General features: G+C 54.7%; 18 protein-coding genes. 7 read left to right on the top strand and 11 right to left on the bottom strand.

The features are described from left to right. Positions 1–399 precede the first annotated feature (399 nt). The 3 genes from FIV38_RS01690 to FIV38_RS01700 form a co-directional block, all read right to left on the bottom strand. Positions 400–744 carry a hypothetical protein gene (locus FIV38_RS01690; RefSeq protein WP_092237231.1) on the bottom strand — a complete coding sequence of 115 codons (345 nt, stop codon included), beginning with the start codon at positions 742–744 and terminating at the stop codon, positions 400–402. 1,183 nt (positions 745–1,927) lie between these two features. Further along, the gene (locus FIV38_RS01695; RefSeq protein ID WP_092231595.1) at positions 1,928–3,310 is read right to left on the bottom strand and encodes an ATP-dependent nuclease; all 1,383 of its coding nucleotides are present in this window, start codon (positions 3,308–3,310) and stop codon (positions 1,928–1,930) included. Continuing rightward, a complete protein-coding gene (locus FIV38_RS01700) occupies positions 3,307–4,446 on the bottom strand; it encodes a DUF262 domain-containing protein (RefSeq protein ID WP_159439620.1) in 1,140 nt (379 codons plus the stop codon). Before FIV38_RS01700 ends, FIV38_RS01695 begins: the two co-directional genes overlap by 4 nt. 640 nt (positions 4,447–5,086) lie before the next feature. On the opposite strand from FIV38_RS01700, the gene FIV38_RS01705 reads away from it, so the two are divergent. Together FIV38_RS01705 and FIV38_RS01710 are read left to right on the top strand one after the other, a co-directional pair. Further along, a complete protein-coding gene (locus FIV38_RS01705) occupies positions 5,087–6,901 on the top strand; it encodes an ATP-dependent nuclease (RefSeq protein ID WP_092231591.1) in 1,815 nt (604 codons plus the stop codon). Further along, positions 6,898–8,661: a UvrD-helicase domain-containing protein gene (locus tag FIV38_RS01710; RefSeq protein WP_092231589.1), complete on the top strand. Its 1,764-nt coding sequence runs from the start codon at positions 6,898–6,900 to the stop codon at positions 8,659–8,661. Before FIV38_RS01705 ends, FIV38_RS01710 begins: the two co-directional genes overlap by 4 nt. Positions 8,662–9,408: 747 nt before the next feature. On the opposite strand, the gene FIV38_RS01715 is transcribed toward FIV38_RS01710, so the two are convergent. The 3 genes from FIV38_RS01715 to FIV38_RS01725 form a co-directional block, all read right to left on the bottom strand. Further along, a complete protein-coding gene (locus tag FIV38_RS01715) occupies positions 9,409–10,914 on the bottom strand; it encodes a YfjI family protein (protein ID WP_092231587.1) in 1,506 nt (501 codons plus the stop codon). Beyond that, positions 10,911–11,159 (bottom strand): helix-turn-helix transcriptional regulator, encoded by a 249-nt coding sequence (locus FIV38_RS01720; RefSeq protein ID WP_092231585.1) that lies wholly within the window; start codon positions 11,157–11,159, stop codon positions 10,911–10,913. Before FIV38_RS01720 ends, FIV38_RS01715 begins: the two co-directional genes overlap by 4 nt. Positions 11,160–11,939: 780 nt before the next feature. Next, positions 11,940–13,127 carry an MFS transporter gene (locus tag FIV38_RS01725; RefSeq protein WP_092231583.1) on the bottom strand — a complete coding sequence of 396 codons (1,188 nt, stop codon included), beginning with the start codon at positions 13,125–13,127 and terminating at the stop codon, positions 11,940–11,942. Positions 13,128–13,617: 490 nt separating this feature from the next. On the opposite strand from FIV38_RS01725, the gene mqo reads away from it, so the two are divergent. Beyond that, positions 13,618–15,264: a malate dehydrogenase (quinone) gene (gene mqo, locus FIV38_RS01730; RefSeq protein ID WP_029293947.1), complete on the top strand. Its 1,647-nt coding sequence runs from the start codon at positions 13,618–13,620 to the stop codon at positions 15,262–15,264. 108 nt (positions 15,265–15,372) lie between these two features. Here the strand turns inward: mqo and FIV38_RS01735 are convergent, their stop codons facing one another. Beyond that, positions 15,373–16,221, bottom strand: a complete 849-nt coding sequence (locus FIV38_RS01735) for a LysR family transcriptional regulator (protein WP_029293949.1) — start codon at positions 16,219–16,221, stop codon at positions 15,373–15,375. A gap of 123 nt (positions 16,222–16,344) precedes the next feature. Here FIV38_RS01735 and FIV38_RS01740 point away from each other — a divergent pair, with 123 nt between their 5' ends. The 3 genes from FIV38_RS01740 to FIV38_RS01750 are packed head-to-tail and all read left to right on the top strand — an operon-like array spanning position 16,345 to position 19,231. After that, the gene (locus FIV38_RS01740) at positions 16,345–17,337 is read left to right on the top strand and encodes a hypothetical protein (protein ID WP_092231581.1); all 993 of its coding nucleotides are present in this window, start codon (positions 16,345–16,347) and stop codon (positions 17,335–17,337) included. Between the two features lie 2 nt (positions 17,338–17,339). Further along, complete coding sequence (locus FIV38_RS01745; protein WP_092231579.1) at positions 17,340–18,311, top strand: 2OG-Fe(II) oxygenase family protein; 972 nt, start codon at positions 17,340–17,342, stop codon at positions 18,309–18,311. Further along, positions 18,308–19,231, top strand: a complete 924-nt coding sequence (locus tag FIV38_RS01750; RefSeq protein ID WP_420874883.1) for a DMT family transporter — start codon at positions 18,308–18,310, stop codon at positions 19,229–19,231. The genes FIV38_RS01745 and FIV38_RS01750 overlap by 4 nt, the downstream gene beginning before the upstream one ends. Positions 19,232–19,254: 23 nt before the next feature. Here the strand turns inward: FIV38_RS01750 and FIV38_RS01755 are convergent, their stop codons facing one another. The 4 genes from FIV38_RS01755 to ppnN form a co-directional block, all read right to left on the bottom strand. Continuing rightward, the gene (locus FIV38_RS01755; RefSeq protein ID WP_092231575.1) at positions 19,255–19,629 is read right to left on the bottom strand and encodes a hypothetical protein; all 375 of its coding nucleotides are present in this window, start codon (positions 19,627–19,629) and stop codon (positions 19,255–19,257) included. A 71-nt stretch (positions 19,630–19,700) separates the two neighbouring features. Next, entirely contained in the window at positions 19,701–20,096 is a 396-nt protein-coding gene (locus FIV38_RS01760) for a PIN domain-containing protein (protein WP_070994575.1), read from the bottom strand. Further along, positions 20,093–20,350 carry an AbrB/MazE/SpoVT family DNA-binding domain-containing protein gene (locus FIV38_RS01765; RefSeq protein ID WP_029293960.1) on the bottom strand — a complete coding sequence of 86 codons (258 nt, stop codon included), beginning with the start codon at positions 20,348–20,350 and terminating at the stop codon, positions 20,093–20,095. The genes FIV38_RS01760 and FIV38_RS01765 overlap by 4 nt, the downstream gene beginning before the upstream one ends. A 174-nt stretch (positions 20,351–20,524) precedes the next feature. Continuing rightward, positions 20,525–21,898 carry a nucleotide 5'-monophosphate nucleosidase PpnN gene (gene ppnN / locus FIV38_RS01770; protein ID WP_092231573.1) on the bottom strand — a complete coding sequence of 458 codons (1,374 nt, stop codon included), beginning with the start codon at positions 21,896–21,898 and terminating at the stop codon, positions 20,525–20,527. Positions 21,899–22,226: 328 nt separating this feature from the next. On the opposite strand from ppnN, the gene fabV reads away from it, so the two are divergent. Beyond that, positions 22,227–23,420: an enoyl-ACP reductase FabV gene (fabV, locus tag FIV38_RS01775; RefSeq protein WP_029293964.1), complete on the top strand. Its 1,194-nt coding sequence runs from the start codon at positions 22,227–22,229 to the stop codon at positions 23,418–23,420. Positions 23,421–23,562: the final 142 nt, after the last annotated feature.

The raw sequence follows: 23,562 nt of genomic DNA on the forward strand, positions 1-23,562 counted from the left end.
GATTCTGAGTGGGGCTTTTTCAGGCCTACTGCTGCCACCCTGCTGTCACGGAGAAATGATACCGACAGAGGAATAGCGTCAAAGGCCTGATTTATATGGTGTCCCAGGGCCGGTTCGAACGGCCAACCTTCCCCTTAGGAGGGGCAAAATTTTCCGATGTTTACAAAGGTCAGCCTGAAAAGGGGCTGCATCAGCGCGTTGGTGGGCTGCTTGGCGCTGGCCAGGGCATTCGGGCAACAGGGTTCAGTACCACCACAGCGCTTAAATCCGCTATGAAATGAACAAGTAGCGACGCGGCTTTGCGCACTGTCGAGCAGCAGTGACATCCTTTCCGAGTTCTACCCAGGCTGTATTCGCCGCCTGAGTAGTATTCCGGCCGCATGGAATGCGCTGGCTCGTCTAACGGCTCAGGTGCCGTAGCAATGTCCTGATAATTCTGGCGCGCAGGAGGAAGCTTGCGACTGACACCGCAAGCGTCATACCGCCTGCCAGTTCGCCGAAACGGGCGAACGCAGCGATGTTCACCAAGGCGAGAAGCATGATGCCGTAGAACTCGGCATTGGCCTTGCCGGCAGCCAGAACCTGATGTTCGGTGAGCATCCACTTCTGCGACAGGCAGAAGGGGCATACGGACGACTCCGGCTCACGGCCGCCCACCGGTACTCCATTGATGTAGAAAGGCGCGCTGGTGACCACCTTTGGAACCATCATCTTCTTGCAGCACTGGCACTTAACTTTGCTCATGACGTGAACCGGCTGGACTTGGCACATGCCTGAACGTTACCCGAGCACTGGCGAATCCCAAGCCACCACCATGCGCATCTGCCGATGTGCTGAAAAATCAGTCGGTGTGATGCTTCTTATCGAGATGATCTGCGACCTTGTAGCCAATCACCGCAGCCGCTCCCAGCGTGCCGACCACGCCGATGACCGCATAAACCAGTAGCTCAATCGAGTCCATGTCTTGCTCCTTCTGGGTTGAAAAATTTGCACTGGCTTCAGCTTCTCACCCGTTGTGCCAATCCCAAGGATTTCAATTCTTCTCAACTCCCTTTCCGCCGGTAGCTGGCTGATTGAATTCGAGGGCAACCAGCGCACCGCTGATATCCGCTTCGCGACACGTTTCAAAAAAGCATGCTCACTCCCCATCTATTGCTTATGGAAGTCTGACGCGTAACTTCCCATAGAGAATCGCCGGTTTAGGCGAAGGGGTGTCGTGAAGAGGTGTTGCCGCTGTAGCCCGCATGGTTACTGGGTTTCAGGTTTTTTAGGGTGTCTTTTACAGGTTAAGGGGTGTCGTAAAGGGGTTTTGTCGCCCAGGTAAGGGGTGTCGTGAAGAGGTGTTGCCGCTGTAGCCCGCATGGTTACTGGGTTTCAGGTTTTTTAGGGTGTCTTTTACAGGTTAAGGGGTGTCGTAAAGGGGTTTTGTCGCCCAGGTAAGGGGTGTCGTGAAGAGGTGTTGCCGCTGGTGTCGTAAAGGGGTTTTGTCGCCCAGGTAAGGGGTGTCGTGAAGAGGTGTTGCCGCTGCAACCCGCATGGTTGCTGGGGTGCAGGTTTTTCAGGGCGTCTTGTGCAGGTTAAGGGGTGTTATAAAGGGGTGTCGTCGTCCAGGTAAGGGGTGTCGTAAGAAAGTGTCGTCGCTACAGTCCCGGGACTTCACAGTTACAATGTGCCGTATGACAGCGGGGGATCGACGACGGATGACAACAGAGGGTCTGAAGGCATCCGTCAGGCGCGCAATGTTACAACAAATGGTCGATAGATGACGATCTACTCACAGAGGGAAAGGGTGTGTTCGGCACAGAAAAGATTTAAGGTGTCAAGCCATAAGCTTGATGGAACTGCGGGATAAGCCCCCCCTATCATTTGAGGGGCTTGGGTATTGATTGCGTTCGACTACGAAGCGGTTGCCTGTGGTCGACCTTAGCTATGGATACTGGCTTCGCACCACTTCTATGTCATCTGCGGTAAGCTCAGGATCAATAGTACTCATGAAATCGTGAATTTCTTGCTTGGCTTGAAACTGTTCAAACCAGAGGAGGAAAGCAGTTTCATATACTATTGTCTTTACTACTCCATAAATAATTTTTGAAATTTCTTCGAATTTATCGTGCAACTCAAATCCTTGACAGAGTCGTACAGCATCAGCGAGCCTGTCTGGTCGAACACCAAGTTTCCGGGCGAATCCATGCATATCGGATTGAACGACTGACATTAACTCTTCTTCAGGGGCAAGGCTGCCAGGAAGGAAGTCAAATATAGGCGCAGTGTATTTGACTACTCCTTTCTGGTCTGCATCAATAATCCCTTTTATCGCGAAATTTTTACTCTGCCTAGCATATCTGACAACCACCTCGTATACGTGTGACTCTCCGTTTAAAAAAATTATCTCATGAGTTCTTCTGATATTGCTTCCGTATATATCCAGAAGTTTCTCAAAAAAAACTTTGGCTTTATTATCCTCAAGGAAAAAAACCCCTTTTCTAACGGGGGCTACTCCTAGTTCATTAAGGTAATTGTTGTTTAATGCTGCCCCCCAATGAGCAACCTCAGGCCGCTTCATAACTATTACGCGCTCAGCACCGAGCTTAGAAACTATGAAAGGTGAGTGAGTTGCTAAGAAAAGTTGCTTTTTCCTATCAGAGGAGAGGTAAGCTAATAAATCTACAATACGATCTTGTGCCGCTGGAGTAAGGCCTGTTTCGGGCTCTTCTACAAAAAACACTCCTGGCCGATTGTATTTCTTCGACAACGTCCAGTAAATGAACAATACAAGTTGCTCACCCATTGAGGCTGTGAAGTTGTCGTGCTCATTTCCATTTTTTGTAAAGACGAAACGAGGGCAGCTTTCATCGTCCCCCGTCGCAACTTCTTCAATACAAATTGAGTCGTAACTGCTGCCTAACACGTAATTTACCAGGCTGAGTTCTTTTTCTGGCAACTCAGCTATACCCCCTTGACCAAAAGTACTTTTGAAATTTACAAGGGTAGCGTTGGCTGTACGAAGGTCGGAAAGTGGTTCCGTGACGATCGCCGACAATGCGCCACCAGGAAAGTTAATGACCTCCCCGTTATGAAGCACCACTTCATGCCTATAGAATTCAATCCTGTTGTAGCCTAGATCTGTAAGATAAGAAAAGAAGCTACTCTTTCCCGCACCGTTTGCGCCCACAACGGCGAAAATCCCCCCAGTTGCAAATTCACGGTCGGCACTACCCGGAATAAATTGCTTCAAAGATATTATACCTTTAGCAGCAACAGGGACATCTTTTAGTCTGTTCCAGTAGTCAGCAATAGCGGCCTTTTTCATTGTAAGCCCCAGTGCTCTTCTTCCATAAATGTAATGACCATTTCCTCGGTCAAACTGTCCGACTGATAAATTTTATCTAGTATCGCCCGCGCGCTCTTTCCAACATGGCTGTCATAGACTTGGCCTTCCATCCAGCCAATCAGATAAATAACTAGTAGCCGCAATTGAACAGGAATAGCGTCGTTCACACTTGATGCGGCGCGCTCTTGGTAAATACCTAGCAGGAAAACAAGCTTACTATTATCCTCGCTATTGCCCTTGATGGACTCTCTCATGCGTTCAAAGCTAGACAGGTGTAAAATATTCTGTTCTGACCGATCATTAGCAAAGTATATAAGCCACGTTAGCAGAGTAGACTTATTTAGTTTGAACTTACTGCCAGAGCGGACGTTAGCGCTACATGCCGCAGCAAGTGCGTCGATAGCGCTTGTCACCTGCATCTCAGTGTCTCTTGGAACAGGCGTCCCTGCTCTATAGAACTCAACAAGATTTACGTCAGTTATTTTTTTGCTGATAATCTTGGTGTGAACTGCATATGTGAAACGAGCAATGACATCATCATAAGCCAATCTATTATTGTTGAAGCCTATTCGCGATCCATCAATATCCAAACTACTCATGTAGGAGACGAAGTTTTTAATCTGTTCGCGAACAGGGCCAAAGAAGGTGTTTCGTTTTTCCGCAGGTGTTAATGTTACACCTTGATTGAGCCTAAAAAATAACTCATAAGGTTCACCTTCCTGATAATCATACAGTTCATGGATTCTAATGGAGTACTGCTCAATCCGAAATCGCACACGGTCTGGAAGTTGGTCAAATCGTAGCCCGTTCAGCTTTTGGATCTCTTCGTCGTAAGGTTCGATGTTGCCATCAATAGCGAACTCATTTTCAAGAAACTCAACTATAGCACTTAATCTTTGCTGTCCGTCGAGTACTTCCATCAATTGATCATTTCCCGTTACCACAAAAAACACAGGAGGGAACTTCCAATCTCTAAGTATAGTATCAATAAGACCTTGCTTCTTGGCCCTGTTCCATACCATGTCGCGCTGAAAATCTGGACGGAGGTCTATGCTTCCTCGCTTGATCCTTTGATATATGCTTGAAATGTCTGGATCTTTAGCGTTTATTTTCATGACTTCCTTCTCGTGTATCCGACGGTTTCGCGGCATTTGAAGCGCGCATTCATATTGCTAACGGTTGTCATAACTCATGTGTATTTCGTGCTATCACTATTATTAGAGTATTGCTGTAGTACGATCCGAGTAGGTGGCTACGAATCGTTTGGCTTAATTGCCAATCAATAGTCCCCCTAGTGAGCCCCGAAATTTACTCGCTCATTGGGAAACGATCAAAACCCTCAGCTTGATGCCATATACGGCTCGGGTAAACTCGAAAGCTACTATTTGGCCAGCTCTCTGTCTACGTTCGACTCATTCTTGCTGCCTACACCGAGTTGGCTCTAACCGAATTCTGCCGTTGCCCACCGGCGATTTTTGGCCGACTCCAGCCCGATGCAAATGATGATTCCCGGGCAATAGCGGCCGGTCGCGACCCGCAGCTCTCGACCTGTGGCGGCCTCTCGGATATTTAAGCTAGTCAAGCATTCATGATGTCACTAGGGGTACTCTCTATCCCTTTGAAACATGCTCAGGGAGCGTATTAGGACAAATTGCTCCATGTCTCATGATGGCCATTTTTTCCACAGTTGTGGCTAGGCAGCGTCAGCTGAATGAGCCAAGCTGAAGCGACCATCAAGCACAGGGATTTGCGGAAATGCGCGTTATCAATCTGAAGATTGAGAATTTTCGTGGTGTTAAGTCGGCTGACCTCACGTTTGACGGGCACACCCTGTTGGTAGGGGGCAACAACGTCGGGAAGAGTACGATTTGCGAAGCCTTGGATCTGGTTCTAAGCCCCGACAGGCTTTCCCGCTTTCCCCCGGTTCAAGAATTCGACTTTTACAACGCCTCGTACCTGGATGCTGACGGGGCGATTCCTGTAAAGATCAAGATCGAAGTCATGCTGATAGACCTCAGTGGAGAGGTTGAGCGCACCTGCGCCGCTCACACGGAGCTGTGGCATGTCAAAGATAAACGTCTGCTGGAGGCTGGTGAGATAGATGCCGCCGCGCCTCCCGATGTCATTCGATGCCTGCGCATTGAAACCCAAGCTTTCTACAACCCGGAGGAGGACGAGTTCGAGGCGGACACGTTCTTTTCATACAGCCCCAGCCTCGATGATGGCGAGCTTCAGCGTGTAAAGAAAACAGTGAAGCGGCTGTTTGGATTCCTATATCTCAGGACCTTGCGCACAGGCTCACGCGCTCTCAGTCTTGAGCGGGGTTCTCTGCTCGACCTGATCCTCCGGTTGCAAGGCGTACGCACGGGCTTATGGGAAAAGTCCATCAAGCGGCTTCGAGAGCTGGATCCTCCGATTGATTCGGATGCCGCTGACCTTCGACCCGTACTGGACTCGATTGAAGACAGGCTTGCCCAGTACATTTCCGTGGGTGGAGCTTGTAAGACCACTCAGCTATTCGTTTCGCAGCTGACGAGAGAACACCTACGCAAGACGATGTCGTTCTTTATTTCCATCACAGCGGATCAAAAGCCAGTCCCATTCCAGCATGTTGGGACCGGTACACTGAACACGCTTGTGCTGGCACTGTTGTCTTTCATCGCTGAGGTGAAGAAGGATAACGTGATTTTCGCAATGGAAGAGCCTGAGATAGCCCTGCCTCCGCATACGCAGCGCAGAATTGCGAAGTACCTCTTAGAGGAGACGACTCAGTGTTTTGTCACCTCGCACTCGCCGTATGTGATCGAACGATTCGACCCCTCACAGATCATCATCCTACGGCGTAATGGCGAGGCAGCAGTGGAGTCGACGACCGTAGCATCCGGCACGACGCTAAAAGGCAAGATGTACAAACGCCATGCGCGCCGTGGCTTGGCGGAAGCGATGTTGGGGCCTGGGGTGATTATTGCGGAGGGGATCACTGAGCACAGTGCACTGACCGCAGTCGCTGAGAAGATGGAGCAGGCCAACCCGGATCTGTTCGCCTTGGATCTAGCAGGCATCACAATTTTCCCGGTCGAGGGCGACGGTTCGTTGCCTAATTTCGGTGCTTTCTTCAAGGCACTTGGGCTACGTACGTATGCGTTCTATGACTACAAGCCACGCAAGGCCGAGGAAAATCAGAAGTTTGCTGAGGCCTTCGATTTTCCGAACGAGATTCCATACCCAAACATCGAACAACTCCTGGTAACTCAGACACCGGTCGAGCACCAATGGACATTCCTGTCCGCACTCCGTGAATCTGGTGATCAGGGGAACATTGGCATTCCTGCCGAGCGCCCTGACGACAAGGGAGTTAAAGACAATATGCTCAAGGCGCTTAAGAGCAATAAGGGGAATGGATATGCAGCCCGGTTGCTGGATCTTTGCGCGCTGCATGAGCTACCTCCGGGCATCACCGACTTCCTTACGCGTGTTTATAACGACTTTCCAAAACCTGCTCCTGCTGCTCGGCCTGGTGATGGACCGGCTGAGGAAGAGGATGAAGAAGATCTAGTAGGCGCCTCATGATCATCTGTGAGCGGCGTCAGACGATTCTGGACGAAGATGGCCACCTCCTGATAGTCGGAGGGCCTGGCAGCGGGAAAACCACTATCGCCCTCCAGAAAGCCACGAGGATTATTGCTGCTGGGTTGCTGCCGGGGCAATCAATACTCTTCCTCAGTTTTTCTCGCGCAGCTGTGGCTCGGGTTGCAGAGGCGTCCAGCTTGCTGGTCGAGAAGACGGTACGTTCGCAGCTAAGTCTTCAGACCTTTCATTCCTTTTGCTGGTCATTGCTCAAAAGCCATGGCTACCTGCTTGGCTCACCCAAGGGCAAGCTCAAGATACTACTGCCTCAAGATGAAAAGTCCCTGTCCGGTGGTGTGAAAGCACCGAAGAAAGGAGAGCAGGGGACGGCCGAGTGGCTCTCGTGGCAAACCGAGCGGGAGCGGTTGTTCGCTGAAGATGGACGAATCTGTTTTGACTGGTTTGCCCCGAAAACAAGTGAACTGCTCGAAAGGTGTCAGTTGCTTCGTGAGCTGGTGGCAGACACTCACCCTGTGATCATTGTTGATGAAGCTCAAGACACTGGGAGTGCGGCTTGGGGTTGCATTCAGAAGCTAGCCGACCTTTGTCAAATCATTTGCCTGGCTGATCTTGATCAGCAGATTTTTGACCACTTGGAAGGTGTAGGTCCGGAGCGAATCGAGAGTATCAAAGAGGCTTTAGCTCCCGTTTTTGTAGATCTTGGCTCCGAAAACAACCGTAGCCCAGGCACAGACATCGCTGCTTTCGGCAATGACATCTTGGCGAAAACGCCGAGAAAAGTCCCATACGCCGGTGTTGGTCGCATGCTGTACGACCCAAAAAAGGAACCACTTCAGTGGATACGTGTGGCGCTCGGTCGATTTTTCAATGGCGCTAAAGCTGATGGTCTGAAATTGGAAAACTTGGTCATCCTCGCAACAACCGGCAGTGGCGTCGCCAAAATTTCAGCTGCCTTGAACGGGGGCGCCAAGCCTATTCCCCACAAAGTGTTGTTCGACGAAGCCGCAGTTCTGCTTTCGGCCAGATTGGCAGCCTTCCTTCTGGAGCCCAAGCTTCCTGAGCGGCGTGCAGCTGATATCGCAACATGCCTCGAATTGCTTGCCTCAATCAGGCGTGCGGATGGAAGTGCTACGGCGATCAAGCAGGCAGCAACCTACTTGATGTGGAGTGCCAATATTGCCGCAGGCAAGCCCCCAAAGACGAATCTCGCGAAGAGCGCTGAAGCAATCATCAGCGGTGCTGCTGACCTTGTACTTACCGGTGACCCTGGCAGGGATTGGATACTAATCAAAACGCTGCTCTACCGGACCGGAGTTACGGAGTTCATACAGGTCGCGGGAGCCCTCGACTATTTGATCGCTTTCAATCGTGGCAAGCGAATCAGTGCGAACTTGTCTGAGATGTGGATGACGTCTGGTGCCTACACCAAAGCCCGTCAGGGGCTGGATAACGCACTGGTGCAGGACCAGTTGCTTGCTGACGGGAACGATACCGGAGGTATACATGTGATGACGATCCACAAATCGAAGGGCAAGCAGTTTGATGCGGTGATCTTGGTTCGAGAAAGCATCAGGCAAGGCGCCAGGGAGTTTCGCTCCTCCTTGGTCTGGCGGGGTGATGCACCACCATACGACCGCAGCCGGAAAATCCTTCGCGTTGGGGTTACCCGTGCACGACGTTACGTTCTGATGCTGGAACCGGTATTTCCAGCATGTCCTATTATGTCCGGCTTCAGATTGTGAAGAAGATACGGACACCCTCCAGCCCTGTCGCAACTCAGGCGCTGTCGCCTCGAAGTGAACCTCCGTACCGTACGACTTAAGCTGACCGACGAATCGTTCTACCAGTTGCTGTGAAGGTTGACCAGGCCTCACTGAATATGAACCCCTTTCGAAACCGCCGGCTGGCGGTCTCAGCATTCCGTACTTTTTCAACGATTGATCTGATTCTCATCATTGGATTCGCGTCTGCTACTGACTGAAATTGCTCACGCTCGATGGCGTCGGCGAGTAAATGCGTGGCAGGTCCACAGGTTACAGATAGATGCAGTTTGGATCTTTAACCATCATTCCACTGAAGCTCACCCGGTTGCGTAGGATCATTAAATCGGCATGCTGGACGCATGCATAAGCGTCTGCTTTTGGCCGAGGTCGTGTAAAAACGTTTTTGACTGCGTCAGGTGCTCAAAACCGGACTGGAAATCGCGTCTCTACGCGAAATCCACATCTGCAGACGAGCCGATAAATTTCAGATTTAATGTAGACGCGGACACTTCAATTTTGGCGAAGCGTTTTACACACTCTGGGCCGTTAGCCGCCTCTGGCATTTTTATATTTTTGCCTGCTGCATTCGTGTAAAGGTGCCTCTATAAAGAGTGCAGATTATTCCTCCCAGCCATGGAGGGGCTACCTACGAAACCTACAGAACCTAGTTTCGTAGGTTTTGTAGGTCGACCTACCGGCCTTTTGAGTAAATAAGCAGGGACGAGGCTATGTATTTCGCCAGACATATCGCGTCGATGGGCGGCCACCTTTCTCACCGACAACCTCGTAGCCAACGATGAAGTCGTGTTCTACCAGAATTGCGAGCGCATTATTCACGGCGTCCTGCGAGCCCAATCCCGTCCAGTCCTTCTGGCGCACCTCTCGTGCGGTAAACGGCTCGGGTAATTTCTGCTGACGTTCCAGGAGCAGGCGGGCCCCCAGTAGTGGGGCGTTAATTGCTGCACCGTACAACCGCTCTGCATGGCTCATCAGGTAGGCCGCCCAGTCAATTGCTCGGGTAGCAGCCTCTGTGCTGACCACTTGCTGTCCTCCGCCCATAAGCTCGAATAGAAGTGCTAATCCGGCAATGGTCTGCGGCATTTTTAGGAAGTGGGACTGCAATGCTGGATGTAATTCTTCTCTCCGGCTTTCCTGCATGTGACGGGTATACCAAGCGTTAAATATCTCCTGTGCCTCTGGGCTGAATCTGAGTGCAGAACGAGGCTCATCGGGTATTTGGTCTAGCTGCTCTATAACCCAATCCACGCGCTCAGTGGCGGCTTTGTTCGGCCAGCGGTCCACCAGACGCCATTCGCGGACATCGTCGGGATAGACGGCGAGTTGTAGGCGCTGAATCAGGCCGTCATCCAATTCGCCGCTGATCGCGGCGCGCACCAGCGATGCGATTCGTGACGGTTGAATGCCGCCGATCAAGGATAAGCAGCATGACTCGATGAAAATGGTGCCGCGCCCAATGCGGTCGTAGGTGAATGAGCCGTTGCCATCGAAACACTCCAGGTAGAACGCGCGCGCAACAGAACCGTCCTCGCTCTGTATCGTCGCCAGCCAGCCTCCCAGCTCGTCACGCACTAGCAGTAGGCCGTTGGGGTTTTCGTTGAGCAGTTCGCCGAGTTTCTCGACAGTTGAGTCGTTGACCATATACCGGCGCAGGACTGGAGCCTGCATGTCGCTGGAAAGTCTGTTCAGTTCCGCCAAAGCTGCGTTCTTGTCGCCGTTACCGAGAAGTTTTTTTGCCTTGACCTTGGCGGCGTTGCGCTCCATTTCGAGTAGCTCGCTGCTGGCCTTGTGCTCGGCCTCAGCCAAGCCGTACTGTTTGCGCTCCCTGGACTCCAGGGCATGCAGTGGGCGCAGTGCCTGTTTGAGTGCTGGCGATTTCATCGCTGATGGCCGACCGATGATGACGCCCCATTGATTGGGGACTACCATCCAGTCGTCGTGCTGTTTCGGGTGGATGGTAAATTTGCGACCCACCACAGCGCTGACAGCAACCACGAGTGCGACCCCAATAAAATCTGGTGGGCACTGGGTTCGTTCAGCGACGTCACGTACATATTCCCGCAGGTCGGCTGGCAATAGCTCGTCACGCCAGGGCATGACCTGAGACAGCCCGCTCGGGAGCGGCTTTGGCGCAATTTCCAGACTCAGATATGAGTTAAGTGCCGGTTCGGGCATCTCTGCCAAGAACGGCGGGATCTGCTCGTGTGTGGTCATTGCTCATTTCTCTCGCAGAGATCCTGAGTGACGCCATCGCGCTCGCTGATCTTGCTCTCCAGCCAGGCCTCCACCTCCGCGACGACGAAGTAAACGCCAGCCTGTTTGCTCGGTCCAAACTTGATGGGGCGAGGGAAGCTGGGGTCGGTTTCGCGCAGCTTTTCGAGGCCAGAGCGGCTCTTGTCAAAGCAGTGCTGCAGAGAGGTGTGACTAATCAGGTATTTCTTGGGGGCATGTGTCGGCATGTGTGAGTCTCTGTGTGTAAGCCGACACAGATTTAATACCCCAGACAGACCGCTGTGGCGCGTTTTCAAACCGGAATAGCGACGGAAAACGTGTTGTCGGTTGTTGAGGTAAAGACGACAGCCAAGGATGGACTCCGCGGGCAGGAAGGCTGTCATAAAGCTGGCATAACCGAGCTAAAACCACCCATTCAGGCACAAATCAGGCATTTTCGATTAACGCTAAGCTAATGATTTATATATATTATTTTGTGAGTTTGGGGGGCTGGTCTTCCTCTGTTTCAAACCGAAGACGGCAATCGCACAGAGCGGCGCCCTGACAATAATCCGGCATGTCAGCGATTGGACATACTCTCGCGTGAAAAATGGCTCTTTCTGAGGGTATATTCCCAAATCCCTGCTTAATTTTTGCTACAGCAAGGACAATATTTTCAATATAGCACTGAAAAATAAAGGATTTTTATATCAGTAGCTTCGATCCATCATCGGCGCGACAGAGAAACGGCGTGAGAGTCCAGCAGTTTGTAGGGACATTGGAAATCTGAGTCAACAAGGCGAGTGGCGCGCAGTTTATCAGGGATGGATCTTGGGTGTCGGGAGAGGCGAGTGCTTTCATGGCGCACGCAGGTCTGGAGTATTAATGCGGTTGTACGGATTTCGCTGGTCGAGAGTCCCTGGAAGTGTGGGAGAAAACCCTGCGTGATAGGCGCGCCATCAGTTGCAGAGCTTTGTGAGGACCGGCGTTCCCATATTGGCGCGCCGGTGGGCTCAGTGGCGTGGGCGTTAGTGCCCGCCCTTCATGCGGCGGGCGATCAGGTAGAGCCCTAAACCGACCAGTGCTGTCGCTGCGCCTATGTAGCCGGTGCTGGTCCAGCCATACCCTGCGGTAATTGCCATTCCGCCAAACCACGGTCCCAGGGCATTCGCCAGGTTGAACGCGGCATGGTTGGAAGCCGCGGCCAAGCTCGGTGCTTCATGGGCGATGTCCATCAGGCGGATCTGCAACGGTGCGGCCAAGGCCACCATGGTGCCGACCAGACCCATGCTCAGCAGCACGCCCCATAGCGAGGACGCCGCGAAGGGGAAAAACAGCAACACCGCCATCGACCACACCAGAATCAAGCCGACTGCGCGAAACTGCATGCGATCAAACAATTTGCCGCCCGCGATGTTGCCGATAATGCCGCCCACACCAAACGCGGCGAGGCCGAATGGGATCCACTGCGGCGACACTTTGGTCACTTCCAGCATGGTCGGGGCGAGGTAGCTGAATACGCAGAACATTCCCGCAAAGCCAATAGCACCAATGGACAGCGCCATCCACACCTGCGGCTTGGTGAAGGCGCGCAGTTCCTTGCGCGGGTCGCTACGTTGTTCATCATGGCGGTGGGGGACGAATTGCCAGACCAGGGCGATGGTGAAGAGGGCGATCACGCTGACCAGGGCAAACGCTGAACGCCAGCCCAGATGCTGGCCGAGGAAGGTGGCGATGGGGTTGCCGAGCAGCATCGCCAGGGTCAGGCCCATCATCACGCGGGCGACGGCACCGGCGCGTTTGTCGTTAGGCACCATACTCGATGCCACTACAGCGGCAATGCCGAAGTAGGCGCCGTGGGGCAGGCCGCTGATAAAGCGGAATGCCACCAGCGAGCCAAAGGTCGGGGTGAACGCGGTGGCCAGGTTGCCCAGGGCATACAGCCCCATCAGCAACAGCAACATATGCTTGCGCAGCAGCTTGGCGCCGAGGATGGCCAGTAGCGGAGCACCGACCATTACGCCCAGGGCGTAAGCGCTAATGGCGTGGCCAACCTGAGGTTCGCTTAAACCCAGATTGCCGGCGATGTCGGGCATCAGGCCCATGATGGCGAATTCGCCGGTGCCGATCGCGAAAGCGCCCACGGCCATGGCAGCTTCCATTTTGGCGGCGCTGCGCGCGGGCAATACGTGCCCGGGTGTTTGGTGGATAGACATGGATCGCTCTGTTTGAGTGGATTGCACGAAGGAACGCCGCCGATCCTACGTAAGCAGCGGCGAAAGTGTCTAGAACAGGCTTTTTTCACAGAGTTCCATGTGGATGGCGGCCCTGTGACTCCACGTCGCGTCTCCCGCGCTTGACACTGGCGCGTTAAAACCCTCGATTTAGAGCTGTCAATTGGCCAAACGGCGCATAAACGCCTTTTGCCGTGATATTCTGCGCGCCGTCTTGGTCTAGTCTTTCTCTGGTGCGTACATCCGCATACGTCCCAGCGATTGGCTGTCGCCGAGGTAGCTGAAGCCAATAATGATAAGAAGTCAGCGCAGAAGGGACATAAAAGTGAGGTCGATACGTCGGCCTTGTGTGCCCACCCTGCAGTTCTTGCGAGTACGGGAACCAGCAAAACATTGCCTGATGTTTTGCGCACCACGGTTGCCGGAAGGTCGAGGGCGGTAGGGCGGAAGGCGTTTTATCATAGGTGCTACGATGTTTAAAAAAGTGAACACCGCCCTGCTGGGGTTGGCTTTGTCGATGGGGATTACTTCCGTTCAGGCGGAAGAGGCAAAGAAAGTTGATGTGCTGCTGATCGGCGGCGGCATCATGAGCGCGACCCTGGGTGTCTGGCTCAATGAGCTGGAGCCGCAATGGTCGATGGAGATGGTCGAGCGCCTGGACGGCGTCGCCGAAGAAAGCTCCAACGGTTGGAACAACGCCGGTACCGGTCACTCCGCGTTGGCTGAGCTGAACTACACCCCGGAAAACAAGGACGGCATCGTTGAGATCCCGAAAGCGGTCGAGATCAACGAAGCGTTCCAGATCTCCCGCCAGTTCTGGTCGTGGCAGGTTCAGCAAGGCGTTCTGAAGAACCCTCGCTCGTTCATCAACTCCACGCCGCACATGAGCTTTGTGTGGGGCGATGACAACATCAAGTTCCTGAAGAAGCGTTACGAAGCGCTGCAGGCGAGTCCGCTGTTTGCCGGCATGGAATACTCCGAAGATCCGGTACAGATCAAGAAGTGGGTTCCGCTGATGATGGAAGGGCGTGACCCGAACCAGAAAATCGCCGCTACCTGGTCTCCGATCGGTACCGATGTGAACTTCGGCGAGATCACCCGCCAGTTCGTCGCTCACCTGCAGACCACGCCCAAGTTCGACCTGAAACTGTCGAGCGAAGTGCAGGACATCACCAAGAACGCCGACGGTTCGTGGCGCGTCAGCTACAAAAACCTGAAAGACGGCACCAAGACCGAGACCGACGCCAAGTTCGTGTTCATCGGCGCGGGCGGCGGTGCCCTGCACCTGCTGCAAAAGTCGGGCATTCCTGAAGGCAAGGAATACGCCGGCTTCCCGGTTGGCGGCTCGTTCCTGGTAACCGAGAACCCAACGATTGCCGAGCAGCATCTGGCCAAGGCCTACGGCAAGGCTTCGGTGGGTTCGCCGCCGATGTCGGTGCCGCACCTGGACACCCGTGTGCTGGATGGCAAGCGCGTGATCCTGTTTGGCCCATTCGCGACCTTCTCCACCAAGTTCCTGAAAGAAGGCTCGTACCTGGACCTGCTGACCAGCACCACGACCCACAACATCTGGCCAATGACCAAAGTCGGTATTCGTGAATACCCGCTGGTCGAGTACCTTGCCGGCCAACTGATGCAGTCGGATGACGACCGCTTCAAGGCGCTGCAAGAGTACTTCCCGAACGCCAAGAAAGAAGACTGGCGCCTGTGGCAGGCCGGTCAGCGTGTGCAGATCATCAAGCGTGACGAAGAGCAGGGCGGCGTCCTGAAACTCGGTACCGAAGTGGTCAGCTCTGCCGACAACACCATCGCAGGCCTGTTGGGTGCATCGCCAGGTGCGTCCACCGCAGCGCCGATCATGCTGACCGTGATGGAAAAAGTGTTCAAGGACAAGGTGGCTACCCCGGCCTGGCAGGAAAAGCTGAAGCAGATCGTGCCTAGCTATGGCACCAAGCTGAACGGCAGCCCTGAGCGCGTTGCGCAAGAATGGGCCTACACCGCCAAGGTTCTGCAACTGACGCCTCCGCCAGCCATTCCTGAAATGGCAGCGCCTCAAGCGACCGAGGCTGCCAAGCCTGCGGCCGAGCCGAGCAAGCCGGCGGCTGATATCGCGCTGTAAGCGGTTGAGGCAGTCCTGATCCAGGGCTGCATCGATACTTGAAAACCCGCTGAACCGGAAACGGTCAGCGGGTTTTTTGGTTGTGGCGTTTCGATGTATTTACACCGGTCAAATACGGAAACCTTTTTTGACCTGTTCATGCAGATGAAGCGCCAGGTGATTGCCGCTATCAGACAGTAGATAAACCTGATGCGGCGACAACCCCGGTAACTGAACGCCAGGAATGACTTGGGTCAGCCCTGCGACCATACGTTCCTCCTCGATCAGCCCCACCGCCAACCCACACATGATGGCGGCTTCTACGGCTGTTGAACTGGCGCTCTCAAGCAGGATTCGGTAATACACCCCGTGCTCTTTCAGCACACGCAGGGCCGACTCCCGGTATGGGCACCCGCTCAACTGGACGGCGATGGGAAGCGGTGCCTGTTCAGGTCTCTGGAAGTGCTCGGCCACGACCCACACCGGCTGTATTGCACCCAGCCGCTCGCCTTGTTCCAGCGGTTGCGCGCTGACGATCAATGCCAGGTCAACTTGCTCACGACTGAACATCATGGACAGTTCGCCGCTGGACCTTGCCTCCACTTCCAGCTCGAGCAGAGGGTTGTCTGCAATCAGTTGCGGAAGGAAGTCACGCATAAACGCCGGCGCGTAGGAGTCAGGTAAACCCAGGCGGATTTTGCCCTGCATGCGCTGTGGGGTTAGCGAGGCGAGTAAACGGTCATGGCTTTTCAGGAAATCAGTGGTCTCACTCAGCAATTTCTTGCCATACATCGTCAGCTCCACACCCTGGTTGTTGCGACTGAAGAGCCTCTGGCCTACCAGGTTCTCCAGCTTGTGAATTTGTGTCGTGACGGTCGAGGCGCTGCGATGCACATGGTTGGCGGCTTCGTTGAAACGCCTGAAGCGGGCAACAGCATGAAAGGTACGCAAGAGGTCAATGTTCAGTTGCTTGTTCATGATCCCTCTTTTCGGGATTAGTTATGCTGATTATTCAAATATACAAAATCATGCCTTCATCCTAGTCTTTGGGTCAAACAGGAGCGCGCTGCATATCGAATAAAAAAGAGTCGGAGCGTACATATGGATATCAACACGCTGGTTGTCGCATCTTTGCAGAATCATCATGAGTTTGGCGGGCACATTTGGACGATTGAAAACGCTGAGAAATATTCGACATTGCCTGGGTACACCTCGGCCCTTAATCAACAGGTCAGTGAAGAAATACTGGCACTGATGACAAAGTTGAACACTGAGGGCATAAGCGATGCAGGCTTGTGTGCCGCGCCTTGTGGGTCGGGCTCCTTGGGCGAAATCCTGTATTCGGTTGCCTCTGACTTGGTTGATCTTCTGGGACCGGGGAGCTTGCATTACGTTGAGCTGGGTCCGGAACCGGTGAAGACGTCTGCGCTGATGGGCTATTTGCTTGACTGCGGCAGCGAACCGCAACACTACACAGCAGTGGATATCAACAGCGCTTCGCAGGCGGTCATGCGTCGAGTGGTAGAACCGCTGCTGCCAACTCCCCAAGGGTTTTCCTACCTGGCCACTGACTTTCGTGACCTGCACAGGCATCAGCTCGAACGGGGGCAGGATGTAACGCTGATCACAATGCTGGGGTTTCAAGAGGGCAACGAGTTGCCCGACACCATTGGCGAGATCATCCGCCGGGTAGGCGGTACGCGAACGTACGTCTTATCAGAAATGCAGCTGTCCACCGCTGAGGGGGACGCTCATATCCATCGTTTTTATGGGCACGATTGCATGAGCCGGTTTTCTGACCTGATCGGTTTGAAACTGGGCTTGAAGAAAACGGATGACCATCGAGTCGTCATTTCCCAGATTGAGCACCACGACCACTGCTACCGCGTCGCCGCAACGTTGCTCCCTGTCAATGATGGTCACAATGACGGCTATCTGTTGACGAATGTCTGCCTGAAATACACCCGTGAACAATTCATCCGTGTGCGGCAGGAATACGGCAGTTGCCGGGTCATTGGCGAGTATTGCAGTGGCGATGGCAGTGTCATGTATCAGCTGGCTGAGTACTGCCTGGACCACGAGGGAGGTTTGTAACGATGAGGCGAGACAGTGACCTACCCGTCTTTGCACAGGGGGCCGGACGGCTGAAGTTGGCATTGCAGGCATCGCTTTCGCCATCATCGTTGCGCTGCAAGCATCCTGGTGCATTGCTGGATACCTTGCAGCATTGGAATGATGGCTACTTGAACAAGACGGCGCCTGTGCTTGGGTACCAGCGAAGCCTAGCCGAACTGGGCTATGCCAGTTCGTCGGTGGATATTGCCGCGGCTGAACAGTTGACAGCAGTGGCACAGGTTTCGGGGTTGTTCAGTGAAGAAGGCGTCGTGCAATTACGCCGGGCCTGTTATCAATTGGAAGCAGGCTCTACCACCAGTGATTGGATTATTTCCAATCGTACCCGGGCGGCTACCGAATCTTCGACCCTGCTGCGGGAAATGATGGGCAGTCGCGCCTTCTTGTTAGCGGTGTCACGGATTGCAGGCGTTCCCTTGGTGCCACATCCGTTTTTGCGGGCGCGTTCGCAGGTTAACTATTTTTACCCGCCTCAGGCCCCCGAGGCCAAGGCCCAAGTCGGCATGTGGCATACCGATGGTACGAGTTTCGTCTTGAATATCCTGCTATCGGGCCCTGACGAGTATGAGGGTGGGGAGTTTGTCTTTTTTGAGGGGCCAAACGAGCTCTTTGATGTGAATGACTTGGGTGAACGTCTTTGCACCAGTGTGGCCAAGGCCTGCGGTGATGCTGTTTATATCTACGGCAGTCGTGTGTTTCATGGGGTTCGCCCACTCATCTCCGGTAGGCGCATGTCGCTGGTGCTTTCATTCCATTGTCCTTACAGCGCAGCCGATGTGAACAAGTTCTGGCACCTTGCTTCCGATGACGGTGTGTTGAGGACGATCAGGCCATGGCTTCAACTTAAGCGCGACTTGGCCTTACCTGCCGATGAGCAATACCGGCGGCTCGATATTGAGCCTATTACCTTTGCCGACCTGGCGGTTCGCCAATGAGGTTTCTCAAACTCATGCGCCTGGATGCGCTGAAGCTACTGCTATTGCAGGTTGTATTTGTCCTGTCTTGGAGTTCCGGTTTCATTGGGGCCAAGATGGGCGCCCAGGATGCCGGCGCGTTCAACTTGCTGTTCTGGCGTTTCTTGCTGGTGTCAGTGTGCCTGGCGCTGTTTTTGAATGTCGCACTGCTGAAGATTTCCTGGGCGCAAATCCGCCATCATGCGGTGATTGGTTTCCTGTCGCAGTTTCTCTATTTGAGTTGCGTCTATGTGGCCATTCAAAATGGTTTGCCTCCAGGCATTGCGGCGATCATTGCTGCCCTACAGCCGCTGATGACAGCGGCCCTTTCTTCAGGCAGTACCGTGGAGCGCAGCGGGGGCTGGCAGTGGTTGGGGTTGATGATCGGTTTTTGTGGCGTGTCGATTGTGATCGCTGGGCAATACCGCAATAGCGGTGCCGAGGTCGGGCTGGTCATGTATCTACTGCCGCTTGTTTCGGCATTGGGGCTGACGATGGCAACGCTGTATGAGCGCCGCGCAGCACTGACGCAAACTCATCGCAGTACGCTGAGCCTGTCGCTGTTCATTCAGTCGCTGTTTACCTTGATCGGCTTTACCGCTGCAGTGCTCTACACCGATACGTTGAGTGTTCCACAGGGGGCTGGCGTGTTGATCTCGATCGTTTGGTTGACGGTTTTTTCAACGTTTATCGCGTATCTGAGCCTTTGGATGCTGCTAAGGGTAATGACGGCCACCCATGTGGCGGTCCTGGTTTACCTGGAGCCACCCGTGACGTTGGTCTGGGCAGCACTCATGTTTGGCGATGTGATTTATACATCGACCTATGTGGGCATCGTGGTGGTGGTGGCGGGGCTGATTCTGGTGCGTTTGAAACGACAAACCATGGTGTGTACGCCATAAGCCGGGAGCGCTTTTTTGCCCCACTAGGTCGGCTTTTTCGTTCCCAGCAACCGCAGTTCCTTGAGCAACGCTGCCCCCAGTTGTTCGGTGCCCACCTCCTTGTACCCCACAGCCTTGATCTTGCCATTCTGTTCCGCCTGGATGATGACCACCGGGGTCTCCTTAAGCGTACCTGCCTCGATGTGCATGGCGTATTGGGGAATGTCCATTTTGATCGGTGTACCGGCTGCCTTGCCCTTCACATTGATCAGAAACGCCGCGCAACCACTGTCTACATCCTCGTTGGTGGCGGACCGCCCGCTGACAAAGCAGGTCTCCGGCAGGTCGGGCCAGGCGATGGTTTGCCCCAAGGCCAGGGCGGGTGTCAGGAACAGGGCAGCGAGCAGAAGCGTACGCACGTTGGGCAGTCTCTCAAGGGCAATGGAACACAGGTTTTACCAAAGCAGGCCCGTTGCAGCAACGCCAGGGTTCAGCCCAGGCGCCGCATACCAGCGGCTTTCGCGGCGTCTAGATCAAAGGTGGCGGTGTATTCACACCCGGCGGCGTGGGCACAGCGTTCGATCAGGCAGTCGGCGAAATCCGCCTTGGTTGTGGTAAATCGGCGCACGGCCTGCCAGATGACTTCGGCATGTTCGATGATCAGTTCGCGGGTACGCAACAGGGTTTCCAGAACGGCTACCACTTGCGTCTTGGTGCAGGGGTAGCAGCTCTGTAGTACCCAGACCAGTTCCACCACCGAAACCAGGCTGACGAAACCGGGCGCAGCAACGGTCAGGGATTCGATCAGGTGCGAGGCCTTGGCCGATTGCGCCGGATCATCCTGGGTGACGTAGCGCACCAGCACATTGGTATCCAGGCCAATCATCCAGCCTTCGCTCCCTGCGCGGCGATTGCCTGGTTCATGTGTTCAATGCTGACGGCCTTGGCGGGTTTGCGGATCAGCCCCTTGAGGTCCTGGATGCTGTGGTTGGCGGCGATGATGGCGAACTTGCCATCTTCCATTTCGACAAATTCCACCCGGTCTCCGGTGTCCAGGCCCAATGCGGTCCGGACTTGAACGGGGATGGTGATTTGCCCTTTTGAGGTGAGTGTGGCGGTGGCCATAATGAAGGTCTCCATCGGGATATTCCTTACCTTAGGGTAAGGAATAATGGAGGACAAGATCCGTTGGTCCATAGGTTGCTCTTCTGTGGGGTCAGTGATCGGAATAGTTAAAACCCTAGTCCGCTTTCGTTCCCTCGACACCCCACAGACAGCCCTAAAGCAATACAACCTATGACCTGGCAATTTGCCTTATTGCACGACTCGATAGCACGGCACATACGCCGCGCCGCCGGGCAGCTTCATCCGGTGCTGCTCCACGAACGCTTTCAACAACTCATCCAGCGGCTTCATGATGGTCGGGTCGCCGTGGATCTCATAGGGCCCGTTCTGTTCGATCAGGCGGATGCCCTTGTCCTTGACGTTACCCGCTACGATCCCTGAGAACGCCCGGCGCAGGTTGGCCGCCAGTTCATGGGCGGGCAGGGCGTGGCTCAGTTGCAGGCTGGCCATGTTGGCGTGGGTCGGGTCGAACGGGCGCTGGAAGCCTTCGTCGATCTTAAGCAGCCAGTTGAAGTGGAAGGCGTCGTTGCGCTCGCGGCGGAACTGTTTGACCGACTTCAGGCCTGCGGTCATCTGCCGGGCGACTTCCGCGGGGTCATCAATGATGATCTGGTAGTGGGCCTGGGCCGCTTCACCGAGGGTCGCACCGACAAACGCATGTAGCTGTTGCAGGTACGGCGCCGCTTGTTTGGGCCCGGTGAGGATGACCGGGAACGGCACATCACGGTTGTCCGGGTGCATCAGGATGCCCAGCAGGTACAGGAACTCTTCGGCCGTGCCAGCGCCACCCGGGAAGATGATGATGCCGTGGCCGACGCGCACGAAGGCTTCCAGGCGTTTTTCGATATCCGGCAGGATCACCAGTTCGTTGACGATCGGGTTCGGTGCCTCGGCGGCGATGATGCCCGGCTCGGTGAGGCCCAGGTAGCGCCCGCCGGTGATGCGTTGCTTGGCGTGGGAAATGGTCGCGCCCTTCATCGGGCCTTTCATCACGCCCGGGCCGCAACCGGTGCACACGTCGAGGCTGCGCAGGCCCAGTTCGTGCCCGACTTTCTTGGTGTATTTGTATTCTTCGGTATTGATCGAGTGCCCACCCCAGCACACCACGATCTTTGGCTCGACCCCGGGCCGCAACGTGCGCGCGTTGCGCAGCAGGTGGAACACGTAGTCGGTGATGCCCTGGGAGGTGCTCAGGTCGATGCGTTGGCTATCGAGTTCGTTTTCGGTGTAGACGATATCGCGCAGGGCGCTGAACAGCATTTCGCGGGTGCTGGCGATCATTTCACCATCGACGAATGCATCGGCGGGCGCGTTCAACAGTTCCAGGCGTACGCCGCGATCCTGTTGATGGATACGGACTTCAAAATCCTTGTAGGCGTCGAGGATGGTCTTGGCATTGTCGATATGGGCGCCGGTGTTGAGGATTGCCAGGGCGCATTGGCGGAAAAGCGTATAGATGCTGCCGGAACCGGCTTCGCTCAGTTGCTGAACTTCACGTTGCGACAGCGTTTCGAGACTGCCCTTGGGGCTGACGGAGGCATTGATGACTTGGCGTTGAGGCATTCTTATTCCCTGAAAGCGCAGCCACCGGGCGATGAACAGCCAGTGGCATGAGGATGACGAGCGCCGAATACGGTCGCACAGGACGGGCATTTTCCCTGCCCTACAGGCAGGACGCAAACTCCGTACAGCTTCATCATGCCGCACAATTTGCGCAATTCGCGTCCTTGTTGGAAAAATATAGTGCCTTTCCCCGCTGTGGATTGGATTTTGAGAACAGAAGAATTGCGACTATCGTGACGCTTCGGTTTTTCGGACGTCATAGACCAGTACGATTGACGCCGTAATGGCCACCATTGGCCATCGGCACCTTGGAAGAGGCAGAAATTTTATGATCATCAAACCGCGGGTTCGTGGCTTTATCTGTGTGACCGCCCACCCTGTTGGCTGCGAAGCGAACGTCAAAGAGCAGATCGACTACGTGACCGAGCACGGTGCCATCGAAGGCGGCCCGAAGAAAGTCCTGGTGCTCGGTGCGTCCACCGGCTACGGCCTGGCAGCACGTATCAGTGCCGCTTTTGGTTGTGGCGCCGACACCCTTGGCGTGTTTTTTGAAAAAGAAGGCGAAGAAGGCAAGCTCAGTTCTGCCGGCTGGTACAACAGCGCCGCTTTCCACAAGTTTGCCGCCGAAAAAGGCCTGTACGCCAAGAGCATCAATGGCGATGCGTTCTCTGACGAGATCAAGCGCCTGACCATCGAAACCATCAAGAAAGACCTGGGCAAGATCGACCTGGTGGTCTACAGCCTGGCCGCGCCACGCCGCACCGACCCGCAAGGCGTCGTGCATAACTCTACCCTCAAGCCGATCGGCAAGGCTGTGACCCTGCGCGGGATCAACACCGACAAGGGCGTTGTGGTCGACACCACGCTGGAGCCGGCGACCCAGGAAGAAATCGACGGCACCGTCAAAGTGATGGGCGGCGAGGACTGGCAACTGTGGATCGACGCCCTGCGTGACGCCGACGTGTTGGCCGAAGGCGCCAAGACTACAGCGTTCACTTACCTGGGCGAAAAGCTGACCCAGGATATCTACTGGAACGGCTCCATCGGCGAGGCCAAGAAAGACCTCGACAAGAAAGTCCTGACCCTGCGCGACAACCTTGCCGCACTCAAGGGCGATGCCCGTGTATCGGTGCTCAAGGCCGTGGTCACCCAGGCCAGCTCGGCAATCCCGATCATGCCGCTGTACCTGTCGCTGCTGTTCAAGGTGATGAAAGAGCAGGGCACCCACGAAGGCTGCATCGAGCAGGTCTACGGTCTGTTCAAGGACAGCTTGTACGGCAGCGAGCCGAAGCTTGACGCCGATGGCCGCCTGCGTGCCGACCTGGCTGAGCTGGAGCCAAAGGTCCAGGACGCCGTCGCGGCGCTGTGGAACCAGGTCACCGACGACAACGTCAACGAGATCAGCGATTTCGCCGGCTACAAGGCCGAGTTCCTGCGTCTGTTCGGTTTTGAGATTGATGGCGTGGATTACGACGCTGACGTCAATCCGACCGTGAAGATCGAAGGTCTGGTCCAGGCTTAACCCCTTGTAGGAGCCGGCTTGCCGGCGAAAATCGTCAACGATTACGCGGGGTGCCTGGCGCCCCGTGGCGTTCTCGGGTTTTTCGCCGGCAAGCCGGCTCCTACAAAAAGCTCACATTTGGGAACCGTCCTACCTTTCCTTG

This window comes from Pseudomonas proteolytica, assembly GCF_007858275.1.
GTDB classification, from domain to species: Bacteria; Pseudomonadota; Gammaproteobacteria; order Pseudomonadales; family Pseudomonadaceae; genus Aquipseudomonas; species Aquipseudomonas proteolytica.